Consider the following 23,868-nt stretch of genomic DNA (forward strand, 5'->3'; position numbering starts at 1 on the left):
ACCGAGCCCTCACGAAGATCACCGGCGGTCCGGCGGCCGGTCGTGGTGCGGGGCCGTGTGCGAGGATCGAACGCATGGGGACACCGGGTGCGCAGGGCGGCCGCAGGGTCGGCAGGCCGCGGGCCGACCAGCGGCCGGACAGCGGGCTGACGCCGCGCGCCGAACTCCTCGCCGCCGCGGCCGAGTTGTTCACCACGCGCGGCTACGCGGCGACCACCACCCGGGCCGTCGCCGAGCGCGCGGGCATGCGGCAGGCGTCGATGTACCACTACGTCTCCGGCAAGGAGGAGCTGCTCGCGGACCTGCTGGAGTCCACGGTCACGCCCTCGCTGGCCTGCGCGCGCGAACTCCTCGCGGACGACGCCACCCCGGCCGAGGGCAGGCTGTGGGAGCTGTGCCGCACCGACGTCGAGCTGCTGTGCGGGGGTCCGCACAACCTCGGCGGGCTGTATCTGCTGCCCGAAGTGCGCGCCGAACGGTTCGCCGGCTTCCATGCCGTACGGGCGGAACTCAAGGACGCCTACCGGCAGTTGCTCGCCGCGACCGGCGCGGGCGGGGCGCTCGCCAAGAGCGAGTTGGAACTCCGTACGGATCTGGTGTTCGGGCTGATCGAGGGTGTCATCCTCGTGCACCGCTCCGACCCCGAGCGGCCGGTGTCCGCCTTCGCCGAGGCCACGGCCGACGCCGCGCTGCGCATCGCCGGAGTCTGAGCCGGAACGGAAGCTTCACTCATTACGGTGAGTGATTTTCGCGCCCCCGTTCGCCGTCACTCATTGTGTGCGAATGAAGCCACAGCGTGTAAATGGGTTGAGGGTACTCCCCTTCCATGTCCCTTTTCAGGCGCTTGCTGAATATGACACAGCGATGATCCGGTCGGACTAAGCTCGCCCGCAGCGCACCGAGTTGGGCTGTATTCGTGCGCTTGTTCCCAAACATGCAAAAGATACAGAAGCTCCCCCCAGAGCTACCCCTGATCCCCCAGCCGACCTGTCTTAGAGGGCATACATGGTGAGTGTTCAATCGCCTCCCGGTGGCCGTGAACTTCCCTACGCGCGCGTGCTGTTGCCGCCTGCCATAGTGATGGCCGCAGCGACCGGGGCCGCCGTCGCCCTGGTGGCCGGGCCGGCCCGGATCGCCGTCGGCTGGTGCGGAGCCGTCGCCACACTCCTGGTGATCGTGACGGCGGCCGAAGCGGTACGACGCGGGCGCAACCTGCGGGACCTGCGCGCCGAACACGCCCGTCACACCGCATATCTGGAACGGCGGCTCGCCGACCAGACGCACGAGATGGTGCGCCTCGGCAAGGAGATCCTCCCCGCCACGCTCCACCGGCTCAGCAGCGGAGAATCCCCCGGAGAGGTGATTCGCCAAGTCGTCGACACCGATCCCGAATGGCGGCAACTTCCCCAGCCGCAGCGCGACTTGCTGATGACCGTGCTCAAGATCGTGGAGCGCGAGGAGAACATGCGTGACTCCGCGCAGCGCTCCTTCGTCAGCATCGCCCGCCGTGTGCAGGCCATCGTCCACCAACAGGCCAAGGAACTCCGGGAGATGGAGGAGGACCACGGCCGCAACCCCGAGGTCTTCGACGACCTCCTGCGCATCGACCACGGCACCGCGCTGATCGGCCGTCTCGCCGACTCCATCTCGGTGCTCGGCGGTGGCCGCCCCGGCCGCCAGTGGCCCGAACCGGTGCCGCTGTACAGCGTGTTGCGCGGCGCCATGTCCCGCATCCTGGAGTACCGGCGCATCGAGCTGCACTCCATCGCCAAGGTCAACATCCGCGGCATCTCCGTCGAGCCGGTCATCCACGCGGCGGCCGAACTCCTCGACAACGCCACGCGTTACTCGCCCCCGCAGACCAAGGTGCACGTCACCGCCGTGGAGGTGCAGACCGGTGTCGCCATCGAGATCGAGGACGGCGGCGTCAGCCTCAGCGAGGAGTCACGGGCCCGCGCCGAAGGCATGCTGGAGCGCGCCAAGGCCGGCACCGACCTCCAGGACCTCGGCGAGAGCCCGCGCCTCGGCCTTCAGGTCGTCGGCCGGCTCTGCGCGACGTACAACATGCAGATCTCGCTGCGCGCCTCGGCCTACGGCGGCGTCCGCGCCGTCCTCATCGTGCCCAGCGAGATGCTCACGCCCGGCACCGCGCCCGGACTCGCCCACGGCATCGGCGCCACCGCCATGCCCAAGGCCGAACTCGGCGCGGTCGACGGCCCCAAGCGCACGATCAAGCGGCGCCGTCCCACCAGCCCGCGCATCCCGGCCTCGGTGAGCATGGAGGACGAGGTTCCCGAGGTCACCGAGTGGACGGCCGGCGGTCTGCCGCAGCGCCGCAGCCGGGTCAAGGTCCCGCTCGCCCAGCGGTACGCCGAGCAGGCCGCCGCCGAGCGCGCCGAGGCCGCCGCACGGGAGGCCCGCTCCGCCTGGGGTGTGCCCGAGCCCGAGCCGGAGAAGAAGGACGAACCCGAACCGGGCCTGTGGGTCGAGGCGTTCATGGAAGGCCTCAAGGGTGACCCGGACCCGACCGCTTTCACCCAGAAGACCGAGCCGGCCCGAGTCGAGGCCGACGACGAGGGGGATCTCAAGTGATCCAGCAGCGAGCCAACTTCGACTGGATGCTGAAGGATCTCGCCGACGGCGTGCCCGGCATCCAGCAGATCGTGGTCCTCTCCGCCGACGGGCTGCGCATCGCCCGCTACGGCGGTGACCCGGACGCCGCCGACCGCGTCGCCGCGGCCTGCGCCGGACTGCAGAGCCTGGCGGGCGCCGTCGCCTCCGAGATCCCCGGCAGCGACGGCCGGATGAAGATGGTCATCATCGAGATCAACGGCGGCTACTTCTACCTGATGGCCGCCGGCGCCAACGCCTATCTCGCGGTGCTGTCCGACGTGGTCGCCGAACCCGGCCTGATGAGCAACCGCATGCGTGACCTCGTCGTCAGAATCGGCGCCCACCTGACCAGCCCGCCGAGGCGCAACGGGCAGACCGTATGACTCCTCCGCAACGCCAGCGGCGACATCCGAAGGATGGGCCGCCGCCCGAGCCCGCCAAGAAGCAGGGCGAAGGAAAGATCCCGGAACGCCTCTACGTGCTCACCGGCGCGACCGAGGACGGCGACCGGGCCGAACTCGACCTGGTCACGCTGATCGTGGCGCGTTCCGACGCGCCGCAGTCGGCCACCCCGGAACAGGCGGCCCTGCTCCGGCTCTGTATCGCCCCCCTGTCCGTGGCCGAGCTGTCGGCCTATCTCAACCTGCCGTACAGCGTGGTGACCGTCCTGCTCACCGAGCTGCTGACGGCCGAACTGGTGCAGGCGCGCGCCCCGATCGTCCGCCAGGCGCTCCCCGACCGTTCCCTCCTCGAAGCGGTGATGCATGGACTTCAAAAGCTCTGACACCATCACGGGTCCGCGGACCGAGGACCATCTCCCGCAGACGGCCCAGGCCGCGGTGAAGATCGTGATCGTCGGCGGCTTCGGGGTCGGCAAGACGACCATGGTCGGTTCGGTCAGCGAGATCAGGCCGCTGACGACCGAGGAGACCATGACGCAGGCCGGCGTCGGCGTCGACGACAACTACGGCTCGGACACCAAGACGGCCACCACCGTCGCGATGGACTTCGGCCGCATCAGCATCACCGAGCAACTGGTGCTGTACCTCTTCGGCACCCCCGGCCAGGAACGCTTCTGGTTCCTGTGGAACGGGCTGTTCGAGGGCGCGCTCGGCGCCGTGGTGCTGATCGACACCCGGCGCCTCGAAGTCAGCTTCGACGTCATAGGACGGCTCGAGGAGCGCGGGGTGCCGTTCGTGATCGCCGTCAACTCCTTCCCGGACGGCCCCCGTTACCCCCTGGAGGACCTGCGTACGGCGCTCGACCTGTCGCCCGACATCCCCATCGTGGAGTGCGACGCGCGCCGCCGGGCCTCCAGCCGGGACGTCCTGATGACCCTGATGCGCTTCCTGCACTCCCTGGCGATGACGGGCTCACTGACCTGACCCCGCCCAACTCCCCCGACACCGGAACCACTTCAGCTCCCGGAGCGATGACCGTGACGCCTGAACACCACGCACTGACCGATACGGACGACCCCCGGCTCGGCCCGCCCCCCGGCTGCCCCGCACACGGACAGGGGCCCGGGGGACTGCACCGGCTGTACGGCGCCGAGGCGGCGGACCTGGGCGCCCTCTACGAGAAACTGCGCCTCGAACACGGGCCCGTGGCGCCGGTGTTGCTCCACGACGACGTACCGATCTGGGTCGTCCTCGGCCACACCGAGAACCTGCACATGGTGCGGACGCCCTCGCAGTTCAGCCGGGACAGCCGGATCTGGACGCCGCTGCGCGAGGGCATGGTCAAGCCCGACCACCCCCTGATGCCGCACATCGCCTGGCAGCCCATCGCCTCGCACGCCGAGGGCGACGAACACCTGCGGCTGCGCGGCGCGGTCACCGGCGCCATGTCGACCATCGACCCGCGCGGCATCCGCCGGCACATCAACCGCTACACGCAGATCCTCGCCAACTCCTTCTGCCAGGAGGGGCGTGCCGAACTCGTCGGCCAGTTCTGCGAGCACCTGCCGATGGCCGTGCTGTGCGAGATCCTCGGCATGCCCGACGAGTACAACGAGCAGATGGTGGAGGCGGCCCGCGACGCCCTCAAGGGCACCGAGACCGCCATCGTCAGCCACCAGTACGTCATGGACGCCCTGACCCGGCTCACCGCGCTGCGCCGGGCCGAACCCCTGGACGACTTCACCAGCCACCTGGTCACCCACCCGGCCGGGCTCAGCGACGACGAGGTCAGGGAGCACCTGCGGCTCGTCCTCTTCGCCGCCTACGAGGCCACCACCAACCTGCTCGCCAACGCGCTGCGCATGGTCATCACCGACCCGCGCTTCCGCGCCCAGCTCAACGGCGGGCAGATGACGGTGCCGGAGGCGGTCGAACAGTCCCTGTGGGACGAGCCGCCGTTCAGCACGGTCTTCGCCTACTTCGCCAAGCAGGACACGGAGTTGGGCGGCCAGCGCATCCGCAAGGGCGACGGACTGCTCTTCGCACCGGCGCCGGGCAACGTCGACCCCCGGGTGCGTCCCGACCTCAAGGCCAACATGATGGGCAACCGCTCCCACCTGGCCTTCGGCGGCGGACCGCACGAGTGCCCCGGCCAGGACATCGGCCGCGCCATCGCCGACACCGGGGTGGACGCGCTGCTGATGCGGCTGCCGGACATCGAACTCGACTGCGACGAGGACGAGTTGAGCTGGACGGCGTCCATCGCCTCCCGCCACCTGGTGGAGCTCCCGGTGCAGTTCGCCCCGAAGCCCCAGCAGGACGTCTCGGAGAAGCCCGGCCACGCGGCGGTCCCGCAACCGCGCCACACCTGGCACGTCGGCATGTCCCCCGACCCGCAGCCCACGTCGGCGGCGATCCCGCAGCCCGTCGAGGTGACGGCTCCATCGGAGGCGCCCGCGACGCCGGAGCCGGTGGTCCAACTGGGCGCGTGGCAGAGGTTCCTGAGGTGGTGGCGGGGCTACTGAGCCCGCGCGCGGAGGGGCTGGACCGGCTGATCCGGATCACCGTCCGGTGGCCCATTCCCCGTACGAGGCCCACGCCTCCAGCACCCGCCCGCTCCGGAACCGGTGCTCCGCCCCCGTGACCGGATCGGTGAACTCCAGTGCCCGCGCCACCAGTTGGAGCGGGCGCCGGAAGTCACCGTCCGGCACGGGGTCGTGGACCACGGGGTAGAGCGGATCCCCGAGGATGGGCACGCCCAACGCGTTCATGTGGACCCGCAGTTGATGCGTCTGCCCGGTACTGGGCACCAGCCGGTACCGGGCGAGCCCGTCCGCCCGCTCCTCCTCCAGCTCGACCCGGCTGACGGCGTTGACCTCGCCGGGGACCTGCTGGGCGGCCATCACCCCGCGCTCCTTGAGGATGCGGCTGCGCACGGTCGTAGGAAGGACGAGCCCGGGATCGTACGACGCGACCGCCTCGTACTCCTTCCGCACCCGCTTCTCCCTGAACAGCGCCTGGTACGCGCCCCGTTCACCCGGTCGCACGGTGAACAGCACCAGCCCGGCGGTGAGTCGGTCGAGCCGGTGCGCGGCCCCGAGCTCCGGGATCCCCAACTCCCGCCGCAGCCGCGCCAACGCGGTCTCGACGACATGGCTTCCGCGCGGGGTGGTCGCCAGGAAGTGCGGCTTGTCGGCGACGACGATGTGCTCGTCCCGGTACACGACGTCCACAGGGAACGGCACCGGCACTTCGACCGGCAACTCCCGGTGGAACCACACGAACATCCCGGGCTCGTACGCCAGCCCGGCCACGCTCTCCCCGTCCACCCCGACGAACAGCCCGTCGTCCATCATCCGCTCGACGACCCCGTCCCCCGCCCCGGAGAGCCGGGCCACCAGATACTCGCGCACGGTGGCCCAGGAATCCTCCGGGGGCAGCCGGACCCGCACCGGGTCGACTCCGTCGCGTTGGGGGAGGGGAGAGGGCGGGATACGGCGTTTTCGGGTCATTGCGATCAAGGGTAGGGGTCGGGTCAGGCGGGGGCCCCTTCGGGAGCCGGGGCCGTCGCCGTACGGGTGCGGTAGGCCCGGTAGCCGAGCCCGGCCGCCAGCGTGACCACCAGGAACAACACGGTGAACCACTGGAAGTACCAGTGCCCGCCCGCCGGGTCGTACACGGCAGCGCGCGGCCAGGCCAGGTTGACCGTCATGACCAGGCCGTAGACGAGAGCCAGTGCGTTCACCGGTACTCCCCAGCGGCCCAGGGAGAAGAGGCGGGCGCCTGTTTCGTCCGTGCCCTGGACCGTGAACTCGCCGCGAACGCGACGCAGGAGCAGGGGGCCCGTCACCATCGCGTAGGCCAGGTAGAGCATCACGATGCAGGTGGTGCCGATGGCGAGGAAGGCGTCCGGGGAGGCGAAATTGAGGAGAAGCAGGGCGGCGGCGAGGATGCCCACGGTGAGGGCGGGGGCGGTGGGCATGCCGGTGCGCGGGTTGACCTTGGACAGGCGGGCGGAGAAGGGGAGTTGGGAGTCCCGGGCCATCGAGAAGAGCATGCGGCAGGCCGCCGTCTGGATGGCCAGCGTCGCCACGGCTATCGCCACCACCACGTCCGCCAGCAGGGCCTTGCCGACGCCGTCGCCGAGGCTGCTGGTGAGGACGTAGCTGAGGCCGTCCACGCCCAGGTGGCCGTCGGTCAGGCTGGGGGCGGCGAGGAGGCCGCCGAGGATGATCAGGCCGCCGAGCAGGCCCGCGGCGGTGAGCGCGGTCAGGATCGTGCGGGGCGCGGTGCGGCGGGGGTTGTGGGTCTCCTCGCTCATCTCGCCCGCGCTGTCGAAGCCGATCATCACGTACGCCGCCGTGAACGAGCCGACCAGCAGTGCGCCGAGCAGTCCGCCCTCCAGGCTGCCGGTCGTGTGGAAGGTGATGCTCGGCGTGCGGTTCGAGTGGGTCAGGAGGAGGACGACGATCAGGATCGCGCCGATGATCTCCGCCGTCACGCCGACCCGGTTGATCACCGACATCACGCGGTTGTCGAGGATGTTCACCAGCGTCGTCAGGACCAGCAGGATCACGCCCAGGACCGCCGCGTTGGCCGCGCCGTCCGGTGAGGTGGGCGCCGGGTCGCCGCCCACCAGCTGGAAGCCCGACCAGATCGCCGGCAGGACCATTTGCAGGGCCAGCGCCGCCGCTGCGACCACGACTATCTGGCCTATCACCATGATCCAGCCCGCGAACCAGCCGAAGGTCGCGTTGGAGAGGCGGGACGACCACTGGTAGATCGCGCCCGAGATCGGGTACCGCGCGGCCAGTTCCGCGAAGCACGCCGCCACCAGCAGCTGGCCGGCCAGCACCACCGGCCAGGCCCAGAAGAAGACCGGGCCGCCGAACGCGTACCCGAAGGCGAAGAACTGGAAGACGGTCGTCAGTACGGAGATGAAGGAGAAACCGGCGGCGAAGGACGCGTACTTGCCGAGGCTGCGGTGCAGTTCCTGGCGGTAGCCGAACTCCGCGAGGGAGCCGTCCTCGGAGGTGGGGGAGTGCGGGGGATCGGGGCGTAGGTCGGAGGGGGCGGTTGTGGTCACGGCGGCACCTGCCTTCGGCGCAGGAGGGCGGAATCCTGACGGCGACAGCTGAATTCCTGTCGGGTGACAGAAATTAGGGAGCCGCTGTTTCCGCCGCGTCACGCCACCATGTCTGCGACGGGCCTAAGTCCTCACGCCGGCACACTGCACACCGCGCACCTGCCCCGCACACCGCGCAGCTGCGCCGCGTCCCGCGCACCTGCACTGCACATCGCGCACCAACACCGCGTCCTGCAGACCTACACCGCGCCCCGCGTCCTGCAGACCTACACCGCGTCCCGCGCCCTGCGCACCTGCACCGCGTCCCACGCCCCGCGCAACTACACCGCGCCCTGCGCACCAACACCCCTCCCGCGCACCTTTATTGCGTCCCGCGTCCCGCGCACCAACCCCGCGCCCCGCGCACCTGCACCGCGTCTCGCGCCCCGCGCACCTGCACCGCGTCTCGCGTCCCGTGCACCTGCACCGCGTCTCGCGCACCGCGTACCTGCACCGCACACCGCACACCGCGCACCAACACCCGTCCCGCGCACCTACACCGCGTCCCACGCCCCGCGCACCAACACCGCGCCCGCACACCCCCCGCCTCGCGCACCGCCCGGCGTGACCCGCCCCCGTCCATGGCGAAGGGGCGGCGCCCTGAAGCGCCGCCCCTTCGTCGGGAACCTGAATCCGCTCAGGCGCTACGCAGCCGCCGTAGCCCCCTCCTGCTCCGCCTCGATCTTTGCGTTCCACTCCCGCTTCGACGCCTGCCAGCCGTCCTCGTTGTGGCCGAGGCGCCAGTACCCGGAGATCGACAGGTCCTCGCGCGGGATCGCCAGCTCCACGCGCAGCAGGGCGCGCAGGTCCTTCACGAAGGCGGCCTCGCCGTGCACGAAGGCGTGCATGCGGCCCTCGGGGAACTCCAGTGCGCGGACGGCCTCGGTGAGTGGCTCGCCGACGGGACGGTCGCCGCGGTGCAGCCAGACGACCTCGACGGCGGAGTCGATCTTCTGCTCCTCCTCGGGGCCGGAGATCTCCACGAACGCGTGGGCCGTGGCGCCCTCGGGCAGCGACTCCAGGGCGCGGGCGATCGCGGGCAGCGCGCTCTCGTCACCGGCGAGCAGATGCCAGTCGGCGTCCGCGTCGGGGGCGTAGGCGCCACCGGGACCCATGAAATGGACCGTCTCGCCCGGCTGGACCCGGGTCGCCCAGGGACCGGCGAGGCCCTCGTCACCGTGGATGACGAAGTCGAGGGTCATCTCGCGGTGCTCGGGGTCCCAGGCGCGCACGGTGTAGGTGCGGGTCACCGGCCACTGCTCGCGCGGGAACTCGGCGCGGATGCGCTCCACGTCGAAGGGCTCGGGGTAGACCGCGCCCCCGGCCGGGAACAGCAGCTTCACGTAATGGTCGGTGCAGGTGTCCGCCGCGAACTCGGCCAGACCCTCGCCACCGAGCACCACGCGCTGCATGTGGGGAGTCAGGCGTTCGGTGCGGACGACCTGCGCGGAGTGGGGCTTACGCGGCTTCCGTGCCGGACGTTCTGCCATGACGGCCTCCCAGATTTCCATGCTTAGGCTTACCTAAGTTAGCACTACATTCTCTGTGAAAGGCAAGAAAGAAAGGGCAATGACAATGCTTACGCGCCCAGCGTGGCGAGCAGCCGCTGCAATGATCCGCCCAGTCCCCAGCGCTCCGCCAGTGCGCCCACCAGTTCCGGATCGCGCGGGGCGTGCGGCAGCGTCGGGTCGACGTCCGGCAGCGGTACGTCGTCGGCGACCCTGACGACCTTGGGCGCGACCGCGACATACGGCCGCGACTCGTCGAGCCGCTTGCGCTGCGAGGGCGTCAGCTTGGACTTGGGATCGTCGATCGCGGCCATGATCGCGGGCACGTCACCGAACTCGGCGAGCAGCTTCGCCGCCGTCTTCTCGCCGATCCCGGGCACGCCCGGCAGCCCGTCGCTCGGGTCGCCGCGCAGCAGCGCCAGATCCACGTAGCCGCGCCCGTCGACGCCGTACTTCTCGCGCAGGAACGCCTCGTCGGTGACCTGGAGCGAGCCGACGCCCTTGAGGGGATAGAGGACGCGGACGCCGCGGGCGTCGTCGACGAGCTGGTACAGGTCGCGGTCGCCGGTGACGATGTCGACCGGGCCCTTCGCGTGCGCCGTGTACGTGCCGATCACGTCGTCGGCCTCGTAGTGCTCGACGCCCACGCGCGCGATGCCGAGCGCGTCGAGGACGGCCTCGATGATCGGCACCTGCGGGGAGAGCGTGTCCGGCACCTCCTCCGCGTCCGGGCCGCTCTCGCGGACCTCGGCGACGCGGTGCGCCTTGTAGGTGGGGATGAGGTCGACCCGCCACTGCGGGCGCCAGTCCGCGTCCATGCAGGCGACGAGCTGGTCGGGGCGGTGGTCCTTGACCAGGCGGTCGATGAACTCCAGCAGTCCGCGCACGGCGTTCACCGGCGTGCCGTCCGGGGCCTTCACGGACTCCGGGACGCCGAAGTAGGCGCGGAAGTAGAGCGAGGCGGTGTCGAGGAGCATCAGTCGTCCGGTCACGCCACGCATCATGCCGCACGACAACGCGACGGCCACCCCTTGCCGTCACCCGGAGGGACCAGCGCCGGGGCACCCGGAGGCGCGGTCACCGGCTGTTCGTGACCTGGGCCACTCCTGTGTTTGCCTCTGGAAAGCCTGGGAAGGCGCGGCCTCGGAGCGATGCCGGTTGCACGTTCAACTGCCGAGGGGCCCCCGGGCCCCTCGTCGTCGCCTCCACGTCCTGCCCCCGATCGAGAGGTACGCGTGTCAGCCAGGCTAGAAGCCGAACACCTGCACAAGGTGTTCGGCAGACGACCCGACCAGGCAGTCGAACGGCTCCGTGAAGGAGCCGACCGGGAGGAGCTGCGCGCCGACGGCACCACCGCCGCCGTGATCGACGCCTCCTTCTCCGTCGCGCCAGGGCAGATCTTCGTCGTCATGGGCCTGTCCGGCTCCGGCAAGTCCACGCTCCTGCGCATGCTCAACGGACTCCTGGAGCCCACCGCGGGCCGCGTCCTCTTCGACGGCCAGGACCTCACCGCGCTCAGCGACCGCGACCTCCGCGAGGTCCGCGCCCGCAAGATCAGCATGGTCTTCCAGCACTTCGCGCTCTTCCCGCACCGCAGCGTCCGTGAGAACGCCGCCTACGGTCTCGAAGTGCAGGGCGTGCCCCGCGCCGAGCGCCTCAAGCGCGCCGGCGAGGCGCTCGCCCTGTGCGGCCTGGCCGGCTGGGAGGACTCGTGGCCCGACGAGCTGTCCGGCGGCATGCAGCAGCGCGTCGGCCTGGCCCGCGCGCTCGCCACCGACGCCGACCTGCTCCTCATGGACGAGTCGTTCAGCGCGCTCGACCCGCTGATCCGCCGGGACATGCAGGACCAACTCCTCGAACTCCAGAAGTCGTTGAAGAAGACCATCGTCTTCATCACCCACGACCTCAACGAGGCCATGCGCCTGGGCGACCGCATCGCCGTCATGCGCGACGGCCGCATCGTCCAGACCGGCACCGCCGAGGACATCCTGCTGCGCCCCGCCAACGACTACGTCGCCTCCTTCATCCAGGACGTCGACCGCTCCCGGGTGCTGACCGCGAGCTCCGTCATGGACACCGGTGTCGACGGCCACGAGGCGGACTGCGACTGCGCGACCGCCACGCCGGACACCCCCTTCACCGACCTGTGCGCGATCAGCGCCCGCCTCACCCACGCGGTCGCGGTGGTCGACGCGGCCGACGAGGTCGTGGGGGTCGTACCGCAGGAACGTCTCGTCGCGTTCCTCGGCGGGGACGCCGCGGAAGAGGTGACCGCCTGTGCCTAGGCTCCCGCTCGGCGACTGGGTCGACTCCGGTGTCGACTGGCTCCTCGCCCACATGTCCTGGCTCTTCGACGCGATCAAGACGGTCGTCGAGGGCATGTACGACGGCATCAACGCGGTCCTCACCGCACCCCAACCCCTCCTCCTCGCGGGCATCCTGGCCGTGATCGCCTGGTGGCTGCGCGGACTGGTCGCGGGTGTCCTGGCCTTCGCCGGGTTCCTGCTCATCGACTCGCTCGACCTGTGGGACCGGGCCATGTCGACCCTGGCCCTGGTGCTCGTCGCGACCGTCATCGCGCTGGTGATCTCGATCCCGCTGGGCATCTGGGCGGCCCGCTCCAAGGCCGTCAGCGCGGTCGTACGGCCCGCTCTCGACCTGCTCCAGACGATGCCGTCGATGGTGCTGCTGATCCCGGCGATCCTCTTCTTCGGCCTCGGCACCTCGGCCGGCGTCATCGCCACCCTGATCTTCGCGCTCGCCCCCGGCGTCCGCATGACCGAGCTGGGCATCCGCCAGGTCGACGCCGAACTCGTCGAAGCAGCCGAGGCGTTCGGCACCTCGCCGCGCGACACCCTGTTCCGGGTCCAGCTGCCGCTGGCGCTCCCGACGATCATGGCGGGCGTCAACCAGGTCATCATGCTGGGCCTGTCGATGGTCGTCATCGCCGGCATGGTCGGCACCGGCGGCCTCGGCGGCGCCGTGAACGAGGCGATCGGCCAGCTCGACATCGGCTTCGGCTTCGAGGCGGGCGTCGGCATCGTCGTCCTCGCCATCTACCTCGACCGCATGACCAGCGCGCTCGGCACCCAGATCTCGCCGCTCGGCCGCAGGGCCGCCGCCAAGGCCCGCGCGTCCGACGGCGCCAAGCTGTGGAACTACCGCCCGCGCCCCGCGTTCGCCGTGATCGGCGTGGTCGTCCTCGCCCTGGTGGCCAGCGGCATCGGCGTCTTCGGCTCCTCGTCCGACTCGACGGCGACCGCCGCCGACGACGTCGGCAAGGGCAAGAACATCACCATCGGCTACATCCCGTGGGACGAGGGCATCGCCTCCACCTTCCTCTGGAAGGAGATCCTGGAGGAGCGCGGCTACAAGGTGACCACCACCCAGTACGCGGCGGGCCCGCTCTACACCGGCCTCGCCACCGGCCAGGTCGACTTCCAGACCGACTCCTGGCTGCCCACCACGCACGCCGAGTACTGGAAGAAGTACGGCAAGCAGCTCGACGACCTCGGCAGCTGGTACGGCTCGACGTCCCTGGAGCTGACCGTCCCGTCGTACGTGAAGGACGTCAACACCCTCGCGGACCTCAAGGCCCACGCCTCCGAGTTCGGCGGCAAGATCACCGGCATCGAACCGAGCGCCGGAATGATGGGCCTCCTGAAGTCCAAGGTCCTCAAGGAGTACGGCCTCCAGGGCTCCTACGACGTCGTCGACGGCTCCACCCCGGCGATGCTGGCCGAGCTGAAGCGGGCCTACGCCAAGCAGCAGCCGATCCTCGTCACGCTCTGGTCGCCGCACTGGGCGTACAGCGACTACAAGCTGAAGAAGCTCAAGGACCCGAAGGGCGCCTGGGGCAAGGGCGACGGCGTGCACACCGTGGCACGCAAGGGCTTCGCCGGCGACAACCCCGACGTCGGCAGGTGGCTCAAGGACTTCAAGATGTCCGAGGCCCAGCTCACCGGCCTCGAGGCGCAGATCCAGAAGTCCGGCAAGGGCGGGGAGCAGGACGCCGTCCGCACCTGGCTGAAGCGGCAGCCGGGCCTCGTCGACCAGTTGGCCCCGGTCACGAAGAACCAGAAGAGCTGACAGAGCCAGGCGGCCGGGTGACCTGACGGCACCGGTCGCCGCCCAGAGGTGGGCCCCGCCGCACGTTCCCCCCTTCGTGCGGCGGGGCCCACCTTTTCGTGCTGTCCCGGTACGAAAAGGATCCGGCCAACCACACAGCGCTACGAAGCCCCTCGTTCGGGCCTTGACCGGGGGCGGGAACACAGGCGGCCGCCCAGGCATTGAAGACTAGAGACGAACTCCCGCGCGGATCGGGGGTCACCGGGCCCTCGCGCACTGGCCAGAACTGTGAGGTCCGATCGCACGCTGTGTGACGTGGATGTGACAGGCGCATGAAACGGTTTGCCGAACATGCGTAGGGTGCAGAGAACTCATCAGAGGACGCTTCAGAAACAGCATCGGAACGACGAGCCAAGGAGGGAGCCGGAGCGATGGGCGACCACAAAGAACAGCCCCTTCGGGTGGGTGCGGCCGTACGGCGGCGCCGCCGCGCGCTGTCCCTGACCCTCGCCGTCGTGGCCGAACGCAGCGGCTTGTCGGTTCCTTTCCTGAGCCAGGTGGAGAACGACCGGGCCCGCCCGAGCCGCAGCTCCCTGGAGAAGGTGGCCGACGCCCTGCGCACCACGGCCGTCGAACTCCTCGCCGCCGCCGACCCCGCGTGCAGCGTCGACGTCGTCCGCGCGGAGGAGCCGGAGTCGGCCGCACCCCGGATGCGTTCCTTGGTACGGGGTCACCACCAGCTGCACGCCTCGGAGTTCACCGGCGACCATGACGCGGGGCGCGAATTCCAGCACCGGAACGACGAGTTGATGTACGTCGCGGACGGCGCCGTCGAGATCGAGGCGGAGGGCCGCGCGTACCGTCTCGTGCGCGGCGACACCATGTACCTCACCGGAGGCGTCCGCCACCGGTGGCGCGCGACCGTGCCGGACACCCGGGTGGTCGTCGTCGCGGTGGCCGAACACATCGAGGCGGTCCAGGACCGCCAGCGCTGATGCGCGTCGTCTCCCTCGTCCCGTCGCTCACCGAGGCAATCGCCGTGTCCCTGCCGGGAGTCGTGGTCGGCGCGACGGACTGGTGCAGCCATCCGCCGGACCTCGACGTCACCCGCGTCGGCGGCACCAAGAACCCGAAACTCGACCCGATCCTCGCGCTGGCGCCCGACCTGGTGATCGCCAACGAGGAGGAGAACCGCGAACCGGACCTGACCGCCCTGCGTGAAGCGGGAGTCGAGGTCCTGGTCACCGAAGTGCGGGAGGTCCCGCAGGCCTTCGCGGAACTCGCCCGCGTCCTCGACGCCTGCGGAGCACTGTCCCGCCCGCGCTGGCTGGACGAGGCGGAGCAGGCGTGGGCCCGACTGCCGGAACCGGAAGGCCGTATCACCGCCGTCGTCCCCATCTGGCGCCGTCCCTGGATGGTGCTCGGCCGGGACACCTTCGCGGGCGACGTGCTGTCCCGGCTCGGCGTGGACCACGCGTACGCGACGCACGCCGAGCGCTACCCGCGCGTCACGCTCGACGAACTGCGCTCCACGGCACCGGACTTGGTGGTGCTCCCGGACGAGCCGTACCGCTTCACGGCAGCCGACGGACCGGAGGCGTTCACCGGCCTGCCCTGCGCGCTCGTCAGCGGCAGACACCTCACCTGGTACGGGCCGTCACTGGGCGAAGCGCCACGGGTGCTGGGCGCGGCCCTGCGAGCAGCGCGCCGCTGAACAGGCCCCTGGCCGTCTGCACGGCCGCGGTGGCCCAGGCGGCGACCAGGACGCCGTAGAGGACGAGTGCGAGCCCGTCGTAGACGGCGAGGCCCGTGTGGTGGGACAGGGACTCGGCGCCGGTGACGCAGGTGCCGACCGGGAAGGTGAAGGCCCACCAGGTCATCGTGAAGCGCATGCCGTGGCGGCGGGCGCGGACGACGTGGGCGGTGGCGAGGCAGAGCCAGAGGAGGGCGAAGCCCATCACGGGGACGCCGTAGAGGACGGCGAGGAGGCGGAAGCCCTGGGCGTCGGCGGGCGGTACGACACCGGGGGCGAAGTCCGCGAACTTGCCCACGGCGGTGGTGGATTGGCCCAGCGGGCCGAGGACCAGGAACAGCGTCGGGGTGAGCGCGAGGGGCAGCGGGCCGCCGGTGACGAGCCGGGCGAAGACCAGCGGCAGCATCAGCAGGGTCGCCAGCAGGCTCAGTCCGAACATGGCGAAGCAGGCGAGGAGGAGTGTCTCCCGGGGCTGTCCGGGCGGCAGGTGCGGCACCAGGAGCGGGCCGAGCGCGGCGGACACCATGGGCGCGACCACGGGCAGCAGCCACACCGGGGTCGCCTGCGCCGGGTGCACGCGGTGCCGTACGGCCATCAGGTACGGGACGGCGACGGCCGCCGTGAGTCCGATGAGCGTTCCGGCGCCGAAGAGCACGGCGTCGAGCGCGACCGCCGCCCGGACCCCGATCCAGTCCTGGCCGACGACCAGGGTGCCGCCACCCACCGCCAGCAGCGCCATCGCGAGGCAGCCGTAGAAGGGGGCCACCGCCGGGTCGAGGAGGTGGGCGCGGGCCTGGTCGCGGTGGTGGGTCCAGTGCAGGGTCCGGGCGGCGAGCAGGACCAGCAGCATCGCGAGGGAGAGGGCCCAGACGGCGGTGCAGGCCGTGCGCAGTCCCGGGAGGTGCACGGGGAGCCCGGCACCGGCGGTGGCGACGATGGCGGTGCCCATGACGGAGGCGTACCAGTTGGGTCCGAGATGACGAACGGCGGTGAGCATGCGTCCACCGTCTCGCCGATCGAGACACCCGACCAGGGAGTATCTGTCTATGGGGACATAAACTGGATTTATGAGCAGCAGTGAGGCGGATGAGCGGCGGGAGGGGTCCATAGCGCACCGGGTGCCGGATCTGGGGGCGCTGGAGCTGTTGCTCGCGGTGGCCCGGCTCGGGAGTCTCGGCGGCGCGGCCCGCGAACTGGGGATCACCCAGCCGGCCGCCAGCAGCCGCATCCGCTCCATGGAACGGCAGCTGGGCGTGGCCCTGGTCGACCGCTCCCCGCGCGGCTCCCGCCTGACGGACGCGGGCGCCCTGGTCACGGACTGGGCCCGCCGGGTCGTCGAGGCCGCCGCCGCCTTCGACGCGGGCGCCCAGGCGCTACGGCACCGCCGCGACTCCCGGCTCCGGGTCGCCGCCAGCATGACCATCGCCGAGTACCTGCTCCCCGGCTGGCTCCTCGCCCTGCACTCCCAACGCCCGGACACGGCCGTCTCGTTGCTGGCCGGGAACTCGACCACGGTCGTGGAACGGCTGTTGTCGGACGAGGCGGACCTGGGCTTCGTGGAGGGGCTGTCCGTCCCGCCCGGTCTCGACTCCACGGTGATCGCCCACGACCACCTCATCGTCGTGACGGCCCCGACCCATCCGTGGGCCCGCCGTCAACGCCCCGTACCGGCCCAGGAGTTGGCGTCGACGCCCCTGATCCTGCGGGAGAAGGGCTCGGGGACGCGGCAGGTGCTGGACGCGGCTCTGGGCGGCCTGGCGCGTCCTCTCATCGAGTTGTCGTCCACCACGGCGGTCAAGGCGTCGGCGGTGAGCGGGGCGGGGCCCGCGGTGCTGAGCGAACTCGCCGTGGGGGAGGAGTTGTCGATGCGCAGGCTGGTGCGCATCCCGGTCGAAGGGATCACTCTCGCCCGGGACTTGAGGGCGGTGTGGCCCACGGGACACCGGCCGACGGGACCGGCGCGGGAACTGCTCTCGCTGACGCGGGGCTAGCGGGCTTTCGCCGCCGCTTCCACCAACGCCCGCATCACGCGCAGGTCCTCCCCCATCTCGGGATGCCACTGGACCCCCAACACCCAGTCGGCGGAGGGGAGTTCGACGGCCTCCGGGGTGCCGTCCCCGGCCCAGGCCGACACCGTCAGGCCCGCGCCCAGGCGGTCCACGCACTGGTGGTGGAACGTCGGGACCGAGGTCTCCTCCGGTACCGCCGCCGCGTACAGGGTGCCGGGGACCGGCTTGACCGGATGGTGGCCGAAGACGCCCGGGGTCTCCGCGTGGCCGTCGATGTGCTGGACGAGGGTGCCGCCCACGGCGACGTTCAGGAGCTGCATGCCCCGGCAGATGCCCAGCAGCGGCACGCCAGCCGTCAACGCGGCCTCGATCAGGGCGAGTTCCCAGGCGTCGCGGGCGGCGGCGGGCGGGCCGGTGCGGGGGTCGCGCTCCGCGCCGTAGCGGATCGGTTCGACGTCGGGGCCGCCGGCGATCACCAGGCCGTCGAGGCGGGCGACGGTCGCGGCCGCCTGCTCGGGGGAGTCGGGGGGCAGCATCGCGGCGAGGCCGCCCGCGCGCTGGACGAGGCGCGGATAGCCGGCCGGCAGCAGGGCCGCCTCCAGCTCCCAGGTGCCCCACCGGGCCCCGGCCTCCAGATACGTGCTGATGCCGATCAGCGGTCTGCCCGCCATGCACCCCTCCGACGTGACGCGAACTGAATGGACTCCGCGGAAACCATTGAACTACCCCGCTGGTCAGGCGGTCATGCGAGGAACCCCCGGAGCAGCGCCGCCGTCCCCGCGCAGTGCTCCCGCATCATCTCCCGCGCCCCGTCCGCGTCCCCGTCGAGGACCGCCTCCACCAGCGCGATGTGCTGGCGCTGCGAGTGCTCCAGGTTGCGCACGAGCAGGGGGATGCAGTCGAGGAGGTCGTTCACCGTGGCCCGGACCGCCGCGTACTGCGCGGTCAGGGTCGGCGAACCGCACAGCTCGGCCAGGGTCAGGTGCAGCAGGGTGTCCAGGCGGCGGTAGTCGGCGAGCGGGGCGTCGTGCGTGCGGGCCAGCGCGTCGCGCAGGCGTCCCGCCTGTTCGCCGTCCAGGCCGTGGGTCGCGCACAGGCCGGTCGCGCCGACCTCGAGGACCTCGCGGAAGCGCAGCACGTCCTCCAGGTCGACCACGCTGATCCGCCGCCGCAGTTCGTCCTCGCCGCCCGCGTCCGACTTCGGCAGCACGAAGGTCCCGCCGTAGCGTCCGCGCCGCGACTCCACGAGCCCCTGGTCCTGCAGTACCTTCAGAACCTCGCGCAGCGTCACCCGACTGATCCCGAGCCGCTCGGCCAGCTCCCGCTCGGCCGGCAGCCGCTCGCCCCCCGGCACCAGCCCGAGCCGCACCACCTGGAGGATCTGTTCCAGCGCCTCCTCGAACCCGTTGCCCGCCCGCACCGGCCGCAGTACCGGGGCCAACCGGTCCTCAAGGCCGTCCTCCGCTTCCAGCGACATAGGGCGGCACCCCCTTCCCAAGCAATGGTTCTCCGCAATACCTTATGGCTTCCGGCTGACCGTAGAAGCCGAAGGAGGCTTTCCCGTGGCAGACCGCACACCCCCACTGAGCGTCGAGGAACTGCAACGCCTCGTCAGCAGTGGTGAGATCGACACTGTCGTCCTCGCCTTCCCCGACATGCAAGGGCGGTTGCAGGGCAAGCGGTTCGCCGCCCGCTTCTTTCTCGACGACGTCCTCGCGCACGGCACCGAGGGCTGCAACTACCTCCTCGCCGTCGACACCGAGATGAACACGGTCGACGGCTACGCCATGTCCTCCTGGGAACGTGGTTACGGCGACTTCGCCATGCACCCGGACCTGTCCACCCTCCGCCGTGTGCCCTGGAACGACGGCACCGCCCTGCTGATCGCCGACCTCGCCTGGAACGACGGGTCGCCGGTGGTCGCCGCACCCCGCCAGATCCTGCGCCGCCAGCTGGAGCGCCTCGCCGAGCACGGTTTCACCGCGCAGGTCGGTACGGAGCTGGAGTTCATCGTGTTCAAGGACACGTACGAACAGGCCTGGGACGCCAACTACCGCGGGCTCACTCCGGCCAACCAGTACAACATCGACTACTCCGTCCTCGGCACCGGCCGCATCGAGCCGCTGCTCCGCCGGATCCGCAACGAGATGGCCGTCGCCGGCCTCACCGTGGAGTCCGCCAAGGGCGAGTGCAACCCCGGCCAGCACGAGATCGCCTTCCGCTACGACGACGCCCTCGTCACCTGCGACCAGCACGCCGTCTACAAGACCGGCGCCAAGGAGATCGCCTCGCAGGAGGGCGTCTCGCTGACCTTCATGGCGAAGTACAACGAACGCGAGGGCAACTCCTGCCACATCCACCTCTCGCTCGCCGACGCCGACGGCGGCAACGCCATGGCCGGAGCCGGCGAGGGCGGGATGTCGGAGGTCATGCGGTACTTCCTCGCCGGACAGCTCGCCGCGCTCCGCGACTTCTCGCTGCTCTACGCCCCGAACATCAACTCGTACAAGCGGTTCCAGCCCGGCTCGTTCGCGCCCACCGCCGTCGCCTGGGGCTACGACAACCGCACCTGCGCCCTCCGGGTCGTCGGCCACGGCCGCTCGATGCGCTTCGAGAACCGCCTGCCCGGCGGGGACGTGAACCCCCACCTGGCGGTGGCGGGCCTGGTCGCGGCCGGGCTCTACGGCATCGAGCACAAGCTGGAGCTGCCGGAGGGCTGCGCGGGCAACGCCTACAGCGCCGAGTACGCGCACGTCCCCACTAATCTCCGCGAAGCCGCCGAGCTGTGGGAGAACAGCCCGATCGCCAAGGCCGCCTTCGGTGACGAGGTCGTCGCGCACTACCGCAACATGGCCCGCGTCGAACTGGAGGCCTTCGACGCGGCCGTCACCGACTGGGAGCTGCGCCGCTCCTTCGAACGTCTGTGAGGACCGCTTTGCCCGCCGACGACCGTCTGTGAGGACACCCTTGCCTGCCGAGCACCCGCTGCACGTACTCAACCCCGCCACCGAGGAGGTCGTCGCCACCGTCCCCGCCGCCACCGCGGCCGACGTGGACGCCGCCGTCGTCCGCGCCACGCGGGCCCAGGCGAAGTGGGCCGCGCTGCCGCCCGCCGACCGGGCCCGGCTGCTGCGCCGCTTCGCGACCGCCGTCGACGAACACCTCGAGGAACTCGCCCAGTTGGAGGTGCGCGAGGCCGGGCACACGGTCGGCAACGCCCGCTGGGAGGCCGGCAACGTCCGTGATCTCCTCGACTACGCGGCCGGGGGAGTGGAGCGGCTGACGGGTCGTCAGATCCCGGTGGCGGGCGGCCTCGACATCACGATCCTCGAACCGCTGGGCGTGGTGGGCGTGATCGCGCCCTGGAACTTCCCCATGCCGATCGCCGCCTGGGGCACCGCCCCCGCCCTCGCGGCCGGCAACGCGGTCATCCTCAAACCCGCGGAGACGACCCCGCTGACCGCGCTCCGGCTGGCCGAACTCGCCCTGGAGGCAGGCCTTCCCGAGGACCTCTTCCAGGTCCTCCCCGGCCACGGCCCGGTCACGGGCAGCGCGCTCGTCGAGCACCCCGGCGTCGCGAAGATCGTGTTCACCGGGTCGACGGCCGTGGGCAAGCAGGTGCTGGCGAAGGGCTCGGCCCTCCTCAAGCGCGTCACCCTCGAACTCGGCGGCAAGAGCCCCAACATCGTCTTCGCCGACGCCGACATCGAGGCCGTGGCGGCAGCCGCCCCCATGTCGTTCCTCGACAACTCCGGCCAGGACTGCTGCGCCCGCACCCGCATCCTCGTCCAACGCGCCGCGTACGACCGCTTCCTGGAGCTGCTCGCCCCCGCGATCGAGGCGGTCACGGTCGGCGACCCGGCTGACGAGACCACCGACATGGGCCCGCTGATCTCCAAGTCCCAGCTGGACAGGGTCCGTTCGTACGTCACGGACGACCTGGGCGGCATCCGGGGCAAGGCCCCCGAGGGACCCGGCTTCTGGTTCCCGCCCACCGTCCTCACCGGCGTCGACCCGCACGCACGCGTGGCCGTCGAGGAGGTCTTCGGTCCCGTCGCCGTGGTGCTCCCCTTCGAGGACGAGTCGGAGGCGGTGGCGCTCGCCAACGCCACCGACTACGGCCTCTCCGGCTCCATCTGGACCCGGGACGTCGGCCGCGCGCTGCGCGTCTCGCAGGCCGTCCGGGCGGGCAACCTGTCCGTCAACTCCCATTCCAGCGTCCGGTATTGGACCCCCTTCGGCGGCTTCAAGCAGTCCGGCATCGGCCGCGAACTGGGCCCGGACGCGCTCACCGCCTTCACCGAAACCAAGAACGTCTTCATCAGCACGGAGGGCCCCGCACTGTGACTGCTCAGGAGAACATCTGCCGCCGCCTCGTCGGCCGGACGGCCGTCATCACCGGCGCCGGCAGCGGCATCGGTCTCGCCACCGCGCGCCGGCTCGCCTCCGAGGGCGCCCACGTCGTCTGCGGCGACATCGACGAGACCCACGGCAAGGCGGCGGCCGACGAGGTCGGCGGACTGTTCGTCAAGGTCGACGTCACCGACCCCGAGCAGGTCGAGGCGCTCTTCAAGGCGGCCTACGACACCTACGGCAGCGTCGACATCGCCTTCAACAACGCGGGCATCTCGCCGCCGGACGACGACTCCATCCTCGACACGGGCCTGGAGGCCTGGAAGCGCGTCCAGGACGTCAACCTCACCTCCGTGTACCTGTGCTGCAAGGCCGCCATCCCGTACATGCGCCGCCAGGGCAGGGGCTCCATCATCAACACGGCGTCCTTCGTGGCCCGGATGGGCGCTGCCACCTCGCAGATCTCGTACACGGCGTCCAAGGGCGGTGTTCTCGCCATGTCCCGTGAACTGGGCGTGCAGTTCGCCCGCGAGGGCATCCGCGTCAACGCGCTGTGCCCGGGCCCGGTCAACACCCCGCTGCTGCGGGAGCTGTTCGCGAAGGACCCCGAGCGGGCCGCGCGCCGCCTGGTGCACATCCCGGTCGGCCGCTTCGCCGAGGCGACCGAGATCGCCGCCGCCGTCGCCTTCCTGGCCAGCGACGACTCGTCCTTCGTCAACGCCGCCGACTTCCTGGTCGACGGCGGCATCTCGGGCGCGTACGTCACGCCTCTGTAGGGACAAACCGGTACGGTCCACGTCGTATGCGACACCTTCTCGCGTGGACCCTGGCTGCGGTCGCCGCCCTGGCGACCGCGCCGACCGCCCCCGCCCCGACCACGACCCACCCGAACTGCCCCCAACTGAAGGCCAGTTGGTACGACGACGACCGTGACCGCCTCCAGCAGGTGATCTGCTCCACGCGGGGCGGCCACCCGGTCGCCGTCTTCGACTGGGACAACACGGTCACCAAGAACGACGTCACCGACGCCACCCTCGCCTGGGCCCTGAAACACGACAAGCTGCTCCGCCCGGCCCGCTGGACCGACACCAGCGAATGGCTGACCCCCACGGCGGACCGGGCCCTGACCGAGGCGTGCGGCACCGCCGGACCGCCGGGCACGCCCCTCCCCACCGCCACACACCCCCGCTGCACGGACGAGATCGCCGCGATCCGCGAGACCGGCACGACGACGAGCGGCGCCCCCGCCTTCGCCGGCACCTGGAACCACCGCCGCACGGTCCCGCAGTACGCCTGGGTCCCCCAGCTCTTCACCGGCCGCACCCCCGCCGAACTCGCGTCCTACGCCCGGGCGGCCCGCGGCGAGGCCCTCGCGGCCCCGCTGGGCGCGACCCAACTCCTCGGCACCCACAGGGTCCCGGCCTACGTCCGCTACTACGACCAGCAACGCGACCTGATCCACACCCTCCAACGCGCCGGATTCGACGTCTACATCGTCTCGGCCGGCGCCGAGCCCATCACGGAGGTCTGGTCGCAGGGCGTCGGCATCGACGCCCACCACACCATCGCGATCCGCTCCCTCCTCGACACCCACGGCCGCATCACCCCCTGGAACACGGGCTGCGGCGACACCCCGCCCACCCGCGGCGAGGCGATCCCGTACATCGACGGCAAACGCTGCTGGATCAACCAGGAGATCTACGGCGTCCAGGGCAACACGGCCTGGCAGCGGGCGAGTTGGCGGCACCGCCCGGTGATCGCGGGCGGCGACGCCGACACCGACGTGACGTTCGTCGGGGACGCGACCGGAGCGCATCTCGTCGTCAACCGGAACAAGAGCGAGCTGATGTGCCGGGCGTACGACGACGCGGACGGACACTGGGTGGTCACGCCGATGTTCATCGACCCGCTTCCGCGCAGACGGGACCCCTACCCGTGCTCGACGACGGCGTACACCGCGCCGGACGGGACGGTGAAACCCCTTCTGCGCAGGGACGGTTCACCGGTGCCGGACCAACTGGACACGGTGTACTGACAG

At 71.0% G+C, this 23,868-nt stretch carries 22 protein-coding genes; 15 read left to right on the plus strand and 7 right to left on the minus strand.

The genetic code is table 11. The features are described from left to right. Positions 1-74: 74 nt before the first annotated feature. The 6 genes from OHT77_RS35530 to OHT77_RS35555 all read left to right on the plus strand — a co-directional run bounded on the left by OHT77_RS35530 (position 75) and on the right by OHT77_RS35555 (position 5,539). Positions 75-710: a TetR/AcrR family transcriptional regulator gene (locus OHT77_RS35530; protein ID WP_328832482.1), complete on the plus strand. Its 636-nt coding sequence runs from the start codon at positions 75-77 to the stop codon at positions 708-710. A gap of 295 nt (positions 711-1,005) precedes the next feature. Next, positions 1,006-2,592, plus strand: a complete 1,587-nt coding sequence (locus tag OHT77_RS35535) for a sensor histidine kinase (protein WP_328832483.1) — start codon at positions 1,006-1,008, stop codon at positions 2,590-2,592. After that, a complete protein-coding gene (locus OHT77_RS35540) occupies positions 2,589-2,996 on the plus strand; it encodes a roadblock/LC7 domain-containing protein (RefSeq protein ID WP_019066134.1) in 408 nt (135 codons plus the stop codon). The genes OHT77_RS35535 and OHT77_RS35540 overlap by 4 nt, the downstream gene beginning before the upstream one ends. After that, positions 2,993-3,397 (plus strand): DUF742 domain-containing protein, encoded by a 405-nt coding sequence (locus tag OHT77_RS35545; protein ID WP_266767080.1) that lies wholly within the window; start codon positions 2,993-2,995, stop codon positions 3,395-3,397. The genes OHT77_RS35540 and OHT77_RS35545 overlap by 4 nt, the downstream gene beginning before the upstream one ends. Next, positions 3,378-3,998 carry a GTP-binding protein gene (locus OHT77_RS35550; protein ID WP_266767079.1) on the plus strand — a complete coding sequence of 207 codons (621 nt, stop codon included), beginning with the start codon at positions 3,378-3,380 and terminating at the stop codon, positions 3,996-3,998. Before OHT77_RS35545 ends, OHT77_RS35550 begins: the two co-directional genes overlap by 20 nt. A 53-nt stretch (positions 3,999-4,051) precedes the next feature. After that, on the plus strand, positions 4,052-5,539 hold the full coding sequence (locus OHT77_RS35555) for a cytochrome P450 (RefSeq protein WP_328834438.1): 1,488 nt from the start codon (positions 4,052-4,054) through the stop codon (positions 5,537-5,539). A gap of 36 nt (positions 5,540-5,575) precedes the next feature. Here OHT77_RS35555 and OHT77_RS35560 read toward each other — a convergent pair whose 3' ends face one another. The 4 genes from OHT77_RS35560 to OHT77_RS35575 all read right to left on the minus strand — a co-directional run bounded on the left by OHT77_RS35560 (position 5,576) and on the right by OHT77_RS35575 (position 10,648). Then, entirely contained in the window at positions 5,576-6,526 is a 951-nt protein-coding gene (locus OHT77_RS35560) for a pseudouridine synthase (RefSeq protein ID WP_328832484.1), read from the minus strand. Between the two features lie 23 nt (positions 6,527-6,549). Then, positions 6,550-8,100 (minus strand): amino acid permease, encoded by a 1,551-nt coding sequence (locus OHT77_RS35565; RefSeq protein ID WP_328832485.1) that lies wholly within the window; start codon positions 8,098-8,100, stop codon positions 6,550-6,552. Between the two features lie 683 nt (positions 8,101-8,783). Further along, positions 8,784-9,629, minus strand: a complete 846-nt coding sequence (locus tag OHT77_RS35570; protein WP_328832486.1) for a siderophore-interacting protein — start codon at positions 9,627-9,629, stop codon at positions 8,784-8,786. 89 nt (positions 9,630-9,718) lie between these two features. Beyond that, a complete protein-coding gene (locus OHT77_RS35575) occupies positions 9,719-10,648 on the minus strand; it encodes a 5'-3' exonuclease (protein WP_328834439.1) in 930 nt (309 codons plus the stop codon). A 234-nt stretch (positions 10,649-10,882) separates the two neighbouring features. Here OHT77_RS35575 and OHT77_RS35580 point away from each other — a divergent pair, with 234 nt between their 5' ends. The 4 genes from OHT77_RS35580 (at position 10,883) to OHT77_RS35595 (ending at position 15,429) form a co-directional block, all read left to right on the plus strand. Next, positions 10,883-11,932, plus strand: coding sequence for a quaternary amine ABC transporter ATP-binding protein (locus OHT77_RS35580; RefSeq protein WP_328832487.1), 1,050 nt, complete (start codon positions 10,883-10,885; stop codon positions 11,930-11,932). Next, positions 11,925-13,736 (plus strand): ABC transporter permease/substrate binding protein, encoded by a 1,812-nt coding sequence (locus OHT77_RS35585; protein WP_328832488.1) that lies wholly within the window; start codon positions 11,925-11,927, stop codon positions 13,734-13,736. The genes OHT77_RS35580 and OHT77_RS35585 overlap by 8 nt, the downstream gene beginning before the upstream one ends. Before the next feature lie 410 nt (positions 13,737-14,146). Next, complete coding sequence (locus tag OHT77_RS35590; RefSeq protein WP_266767073.1) at positions 14,147-14,710, plus strand: helix-turn-helix domain-containing protein; 564 nt, start codon at positions 14,147-14,149, stop codon at positions 14,708-14,710. Then, positions 14,710-15,429 (plus strand): helical backbone metal receptor, encoded by a 720-nt coding sequence (locus tag OHT77_RS35595; RefSeq protein WP_328832489.1) that lies wholly within the window; start codon positions 14,710-14,712, stop codon positions 15,427-15,429. Before OHT77_RS35590 ends, OHT77_RS35595 begins: the two co-directional genes overlap by 1 nt. Here OHT77_RS35595 and OHT77_RS35600 read toward each other — a convergent pair. Then, positions 15,356-16,465 (minus strand): TDT family transporter, encoded by a 1,110-nt coding sequence (locus OHT77_RS35600; RefSeq protein WP_328832490.1) that lies wholly within the window; start codon positions 16,463-16,465, stop codon positions 15,356-15,358. The two genes, OHT77_RS35595 and OHT77_RS35600, sit on opposite strands and share 74 nt — an antisense overlap. A 70-nt stretch (positions 16,466-16,535) precedes the next feature. Here OHT77_RS35600 and OHT77_RS35605 point away from each other — a divergent pair, with 70 nt between their 5' ends. Beyond that, positions 16,536-17,459 carry a LysR family transcriptional regulator gene (locus OHT77_RS35605; RefSeq protein ID WP_328832491.1) on the plus strand — a complete coding sequence of 308 codons (924 nt, stop codon included), beginning with the start codon at positions 16,536-16,538 and terminating at the stop codon, positions 17,457-17,459. On the opposite strand, the gene OHT77_RS35610 is transcribed toward OHT77_RS35605, so the two are convergent. Then, entirely contained in the window at positions 17,456-18,148 is a 693-nt protein-coding gene (locus OHT77_RS35610) for a gamma-glutamyl-gamma-aminobutyrate hydrolase family protein (protein WP_328832492.1), read from the minus strand. The two genes, OHT77_RS35605 and OHT77_RS35610, sit on opposite strands and share 4 nt — an antisense overlap. Positions 18,149-18,219: 71 nt before the next feature. After that, positions 18,220-18,954 carry a FadR/GntR family transcriptional regulator gene (locus tag OHT77_RS35615; RefSeq protein WP_328832493.1) on the minus strand — a complete coding sequence of 245 codons (735 nt, stop codon included), beginning with the start codon at positions 18,952-18,954 and terminating at the stop codon, positions 18,220-18,222. 85 nt (positions 18,955-19,039) lie between these two features. Here OHT77_RS35615 and OHT77_RS35620 point away from each other — a divergent pair, with 85 nt between their 5' ends. The 4 genes from OHT77_RS35620 to OHT77_RS35635 are packed head-to-tail and all read left to right on the plus strand — an operon-like array spanning position 19,040 to position 23,865. Next, positions 19,040-20,404 carry a glutamine synthetase family protein gene (locus OHT77_RS35620; RefSeq protein WP_328832494.1) on the plus strand — a complete coding sequence of 455 codons (1,365 nt, stop codon included), beginning with the start codon at positions 19,040-19,042 and terminating at the stop codon, positions 20,402-20,404. A gap of 40 nt (positions 20,405-20,444) precedes the next feature. Then, a complete protein-coding gene (locus OHT77_RS35625) occupies positions 20,445-21,824 on the plus strand; it encodes an aldehyde dehydrogenase family protein (RefSeq protein WP_328832495.1) in 1,380 nt (459 codons plus the stop codon). After that, positions 21,821-22,606 (plus strand): 3-oxoacyl-ACP reductase, encoded by a 786-nt coding sequence (locus OHT77_RS35630; protein ID WP_328832496.1) that lies wholly within the window; start codon positions 21,821-21,823, stop codon positions 22,604-22,606. The genes OHT77_RS35625 and OHT77_RS35630 overlap by 4 nt, the downstream gene beginning before the upstream one ends. A gap of 26 nt (positions 22,607-22,632) precedes the next feature. Next, positions 22,633-23,865 (plus strand): haloacid dehalogenase-like hydrolase, encoded by a 1,233-nt coding sequence (locus tag OHT77_RS35635; RefSeq protein ID WP_328832497.1) that lies wholly within the window; start codon positions 22,633-22,635, stop codon positions 23,863-23,865. Positions 23,866-23,868 lie beyond the last annotated feature (3 nt).

Origin of the sequence: Streptomyces sp. NBC_00252 (genome assembly GCF_036187565.1) — a bacterium.
Lineage (GTDB): Bacteria > Actinomycetota > Actinomycetes > Streptomycetales > Streptomycetaceae > Streptomyces.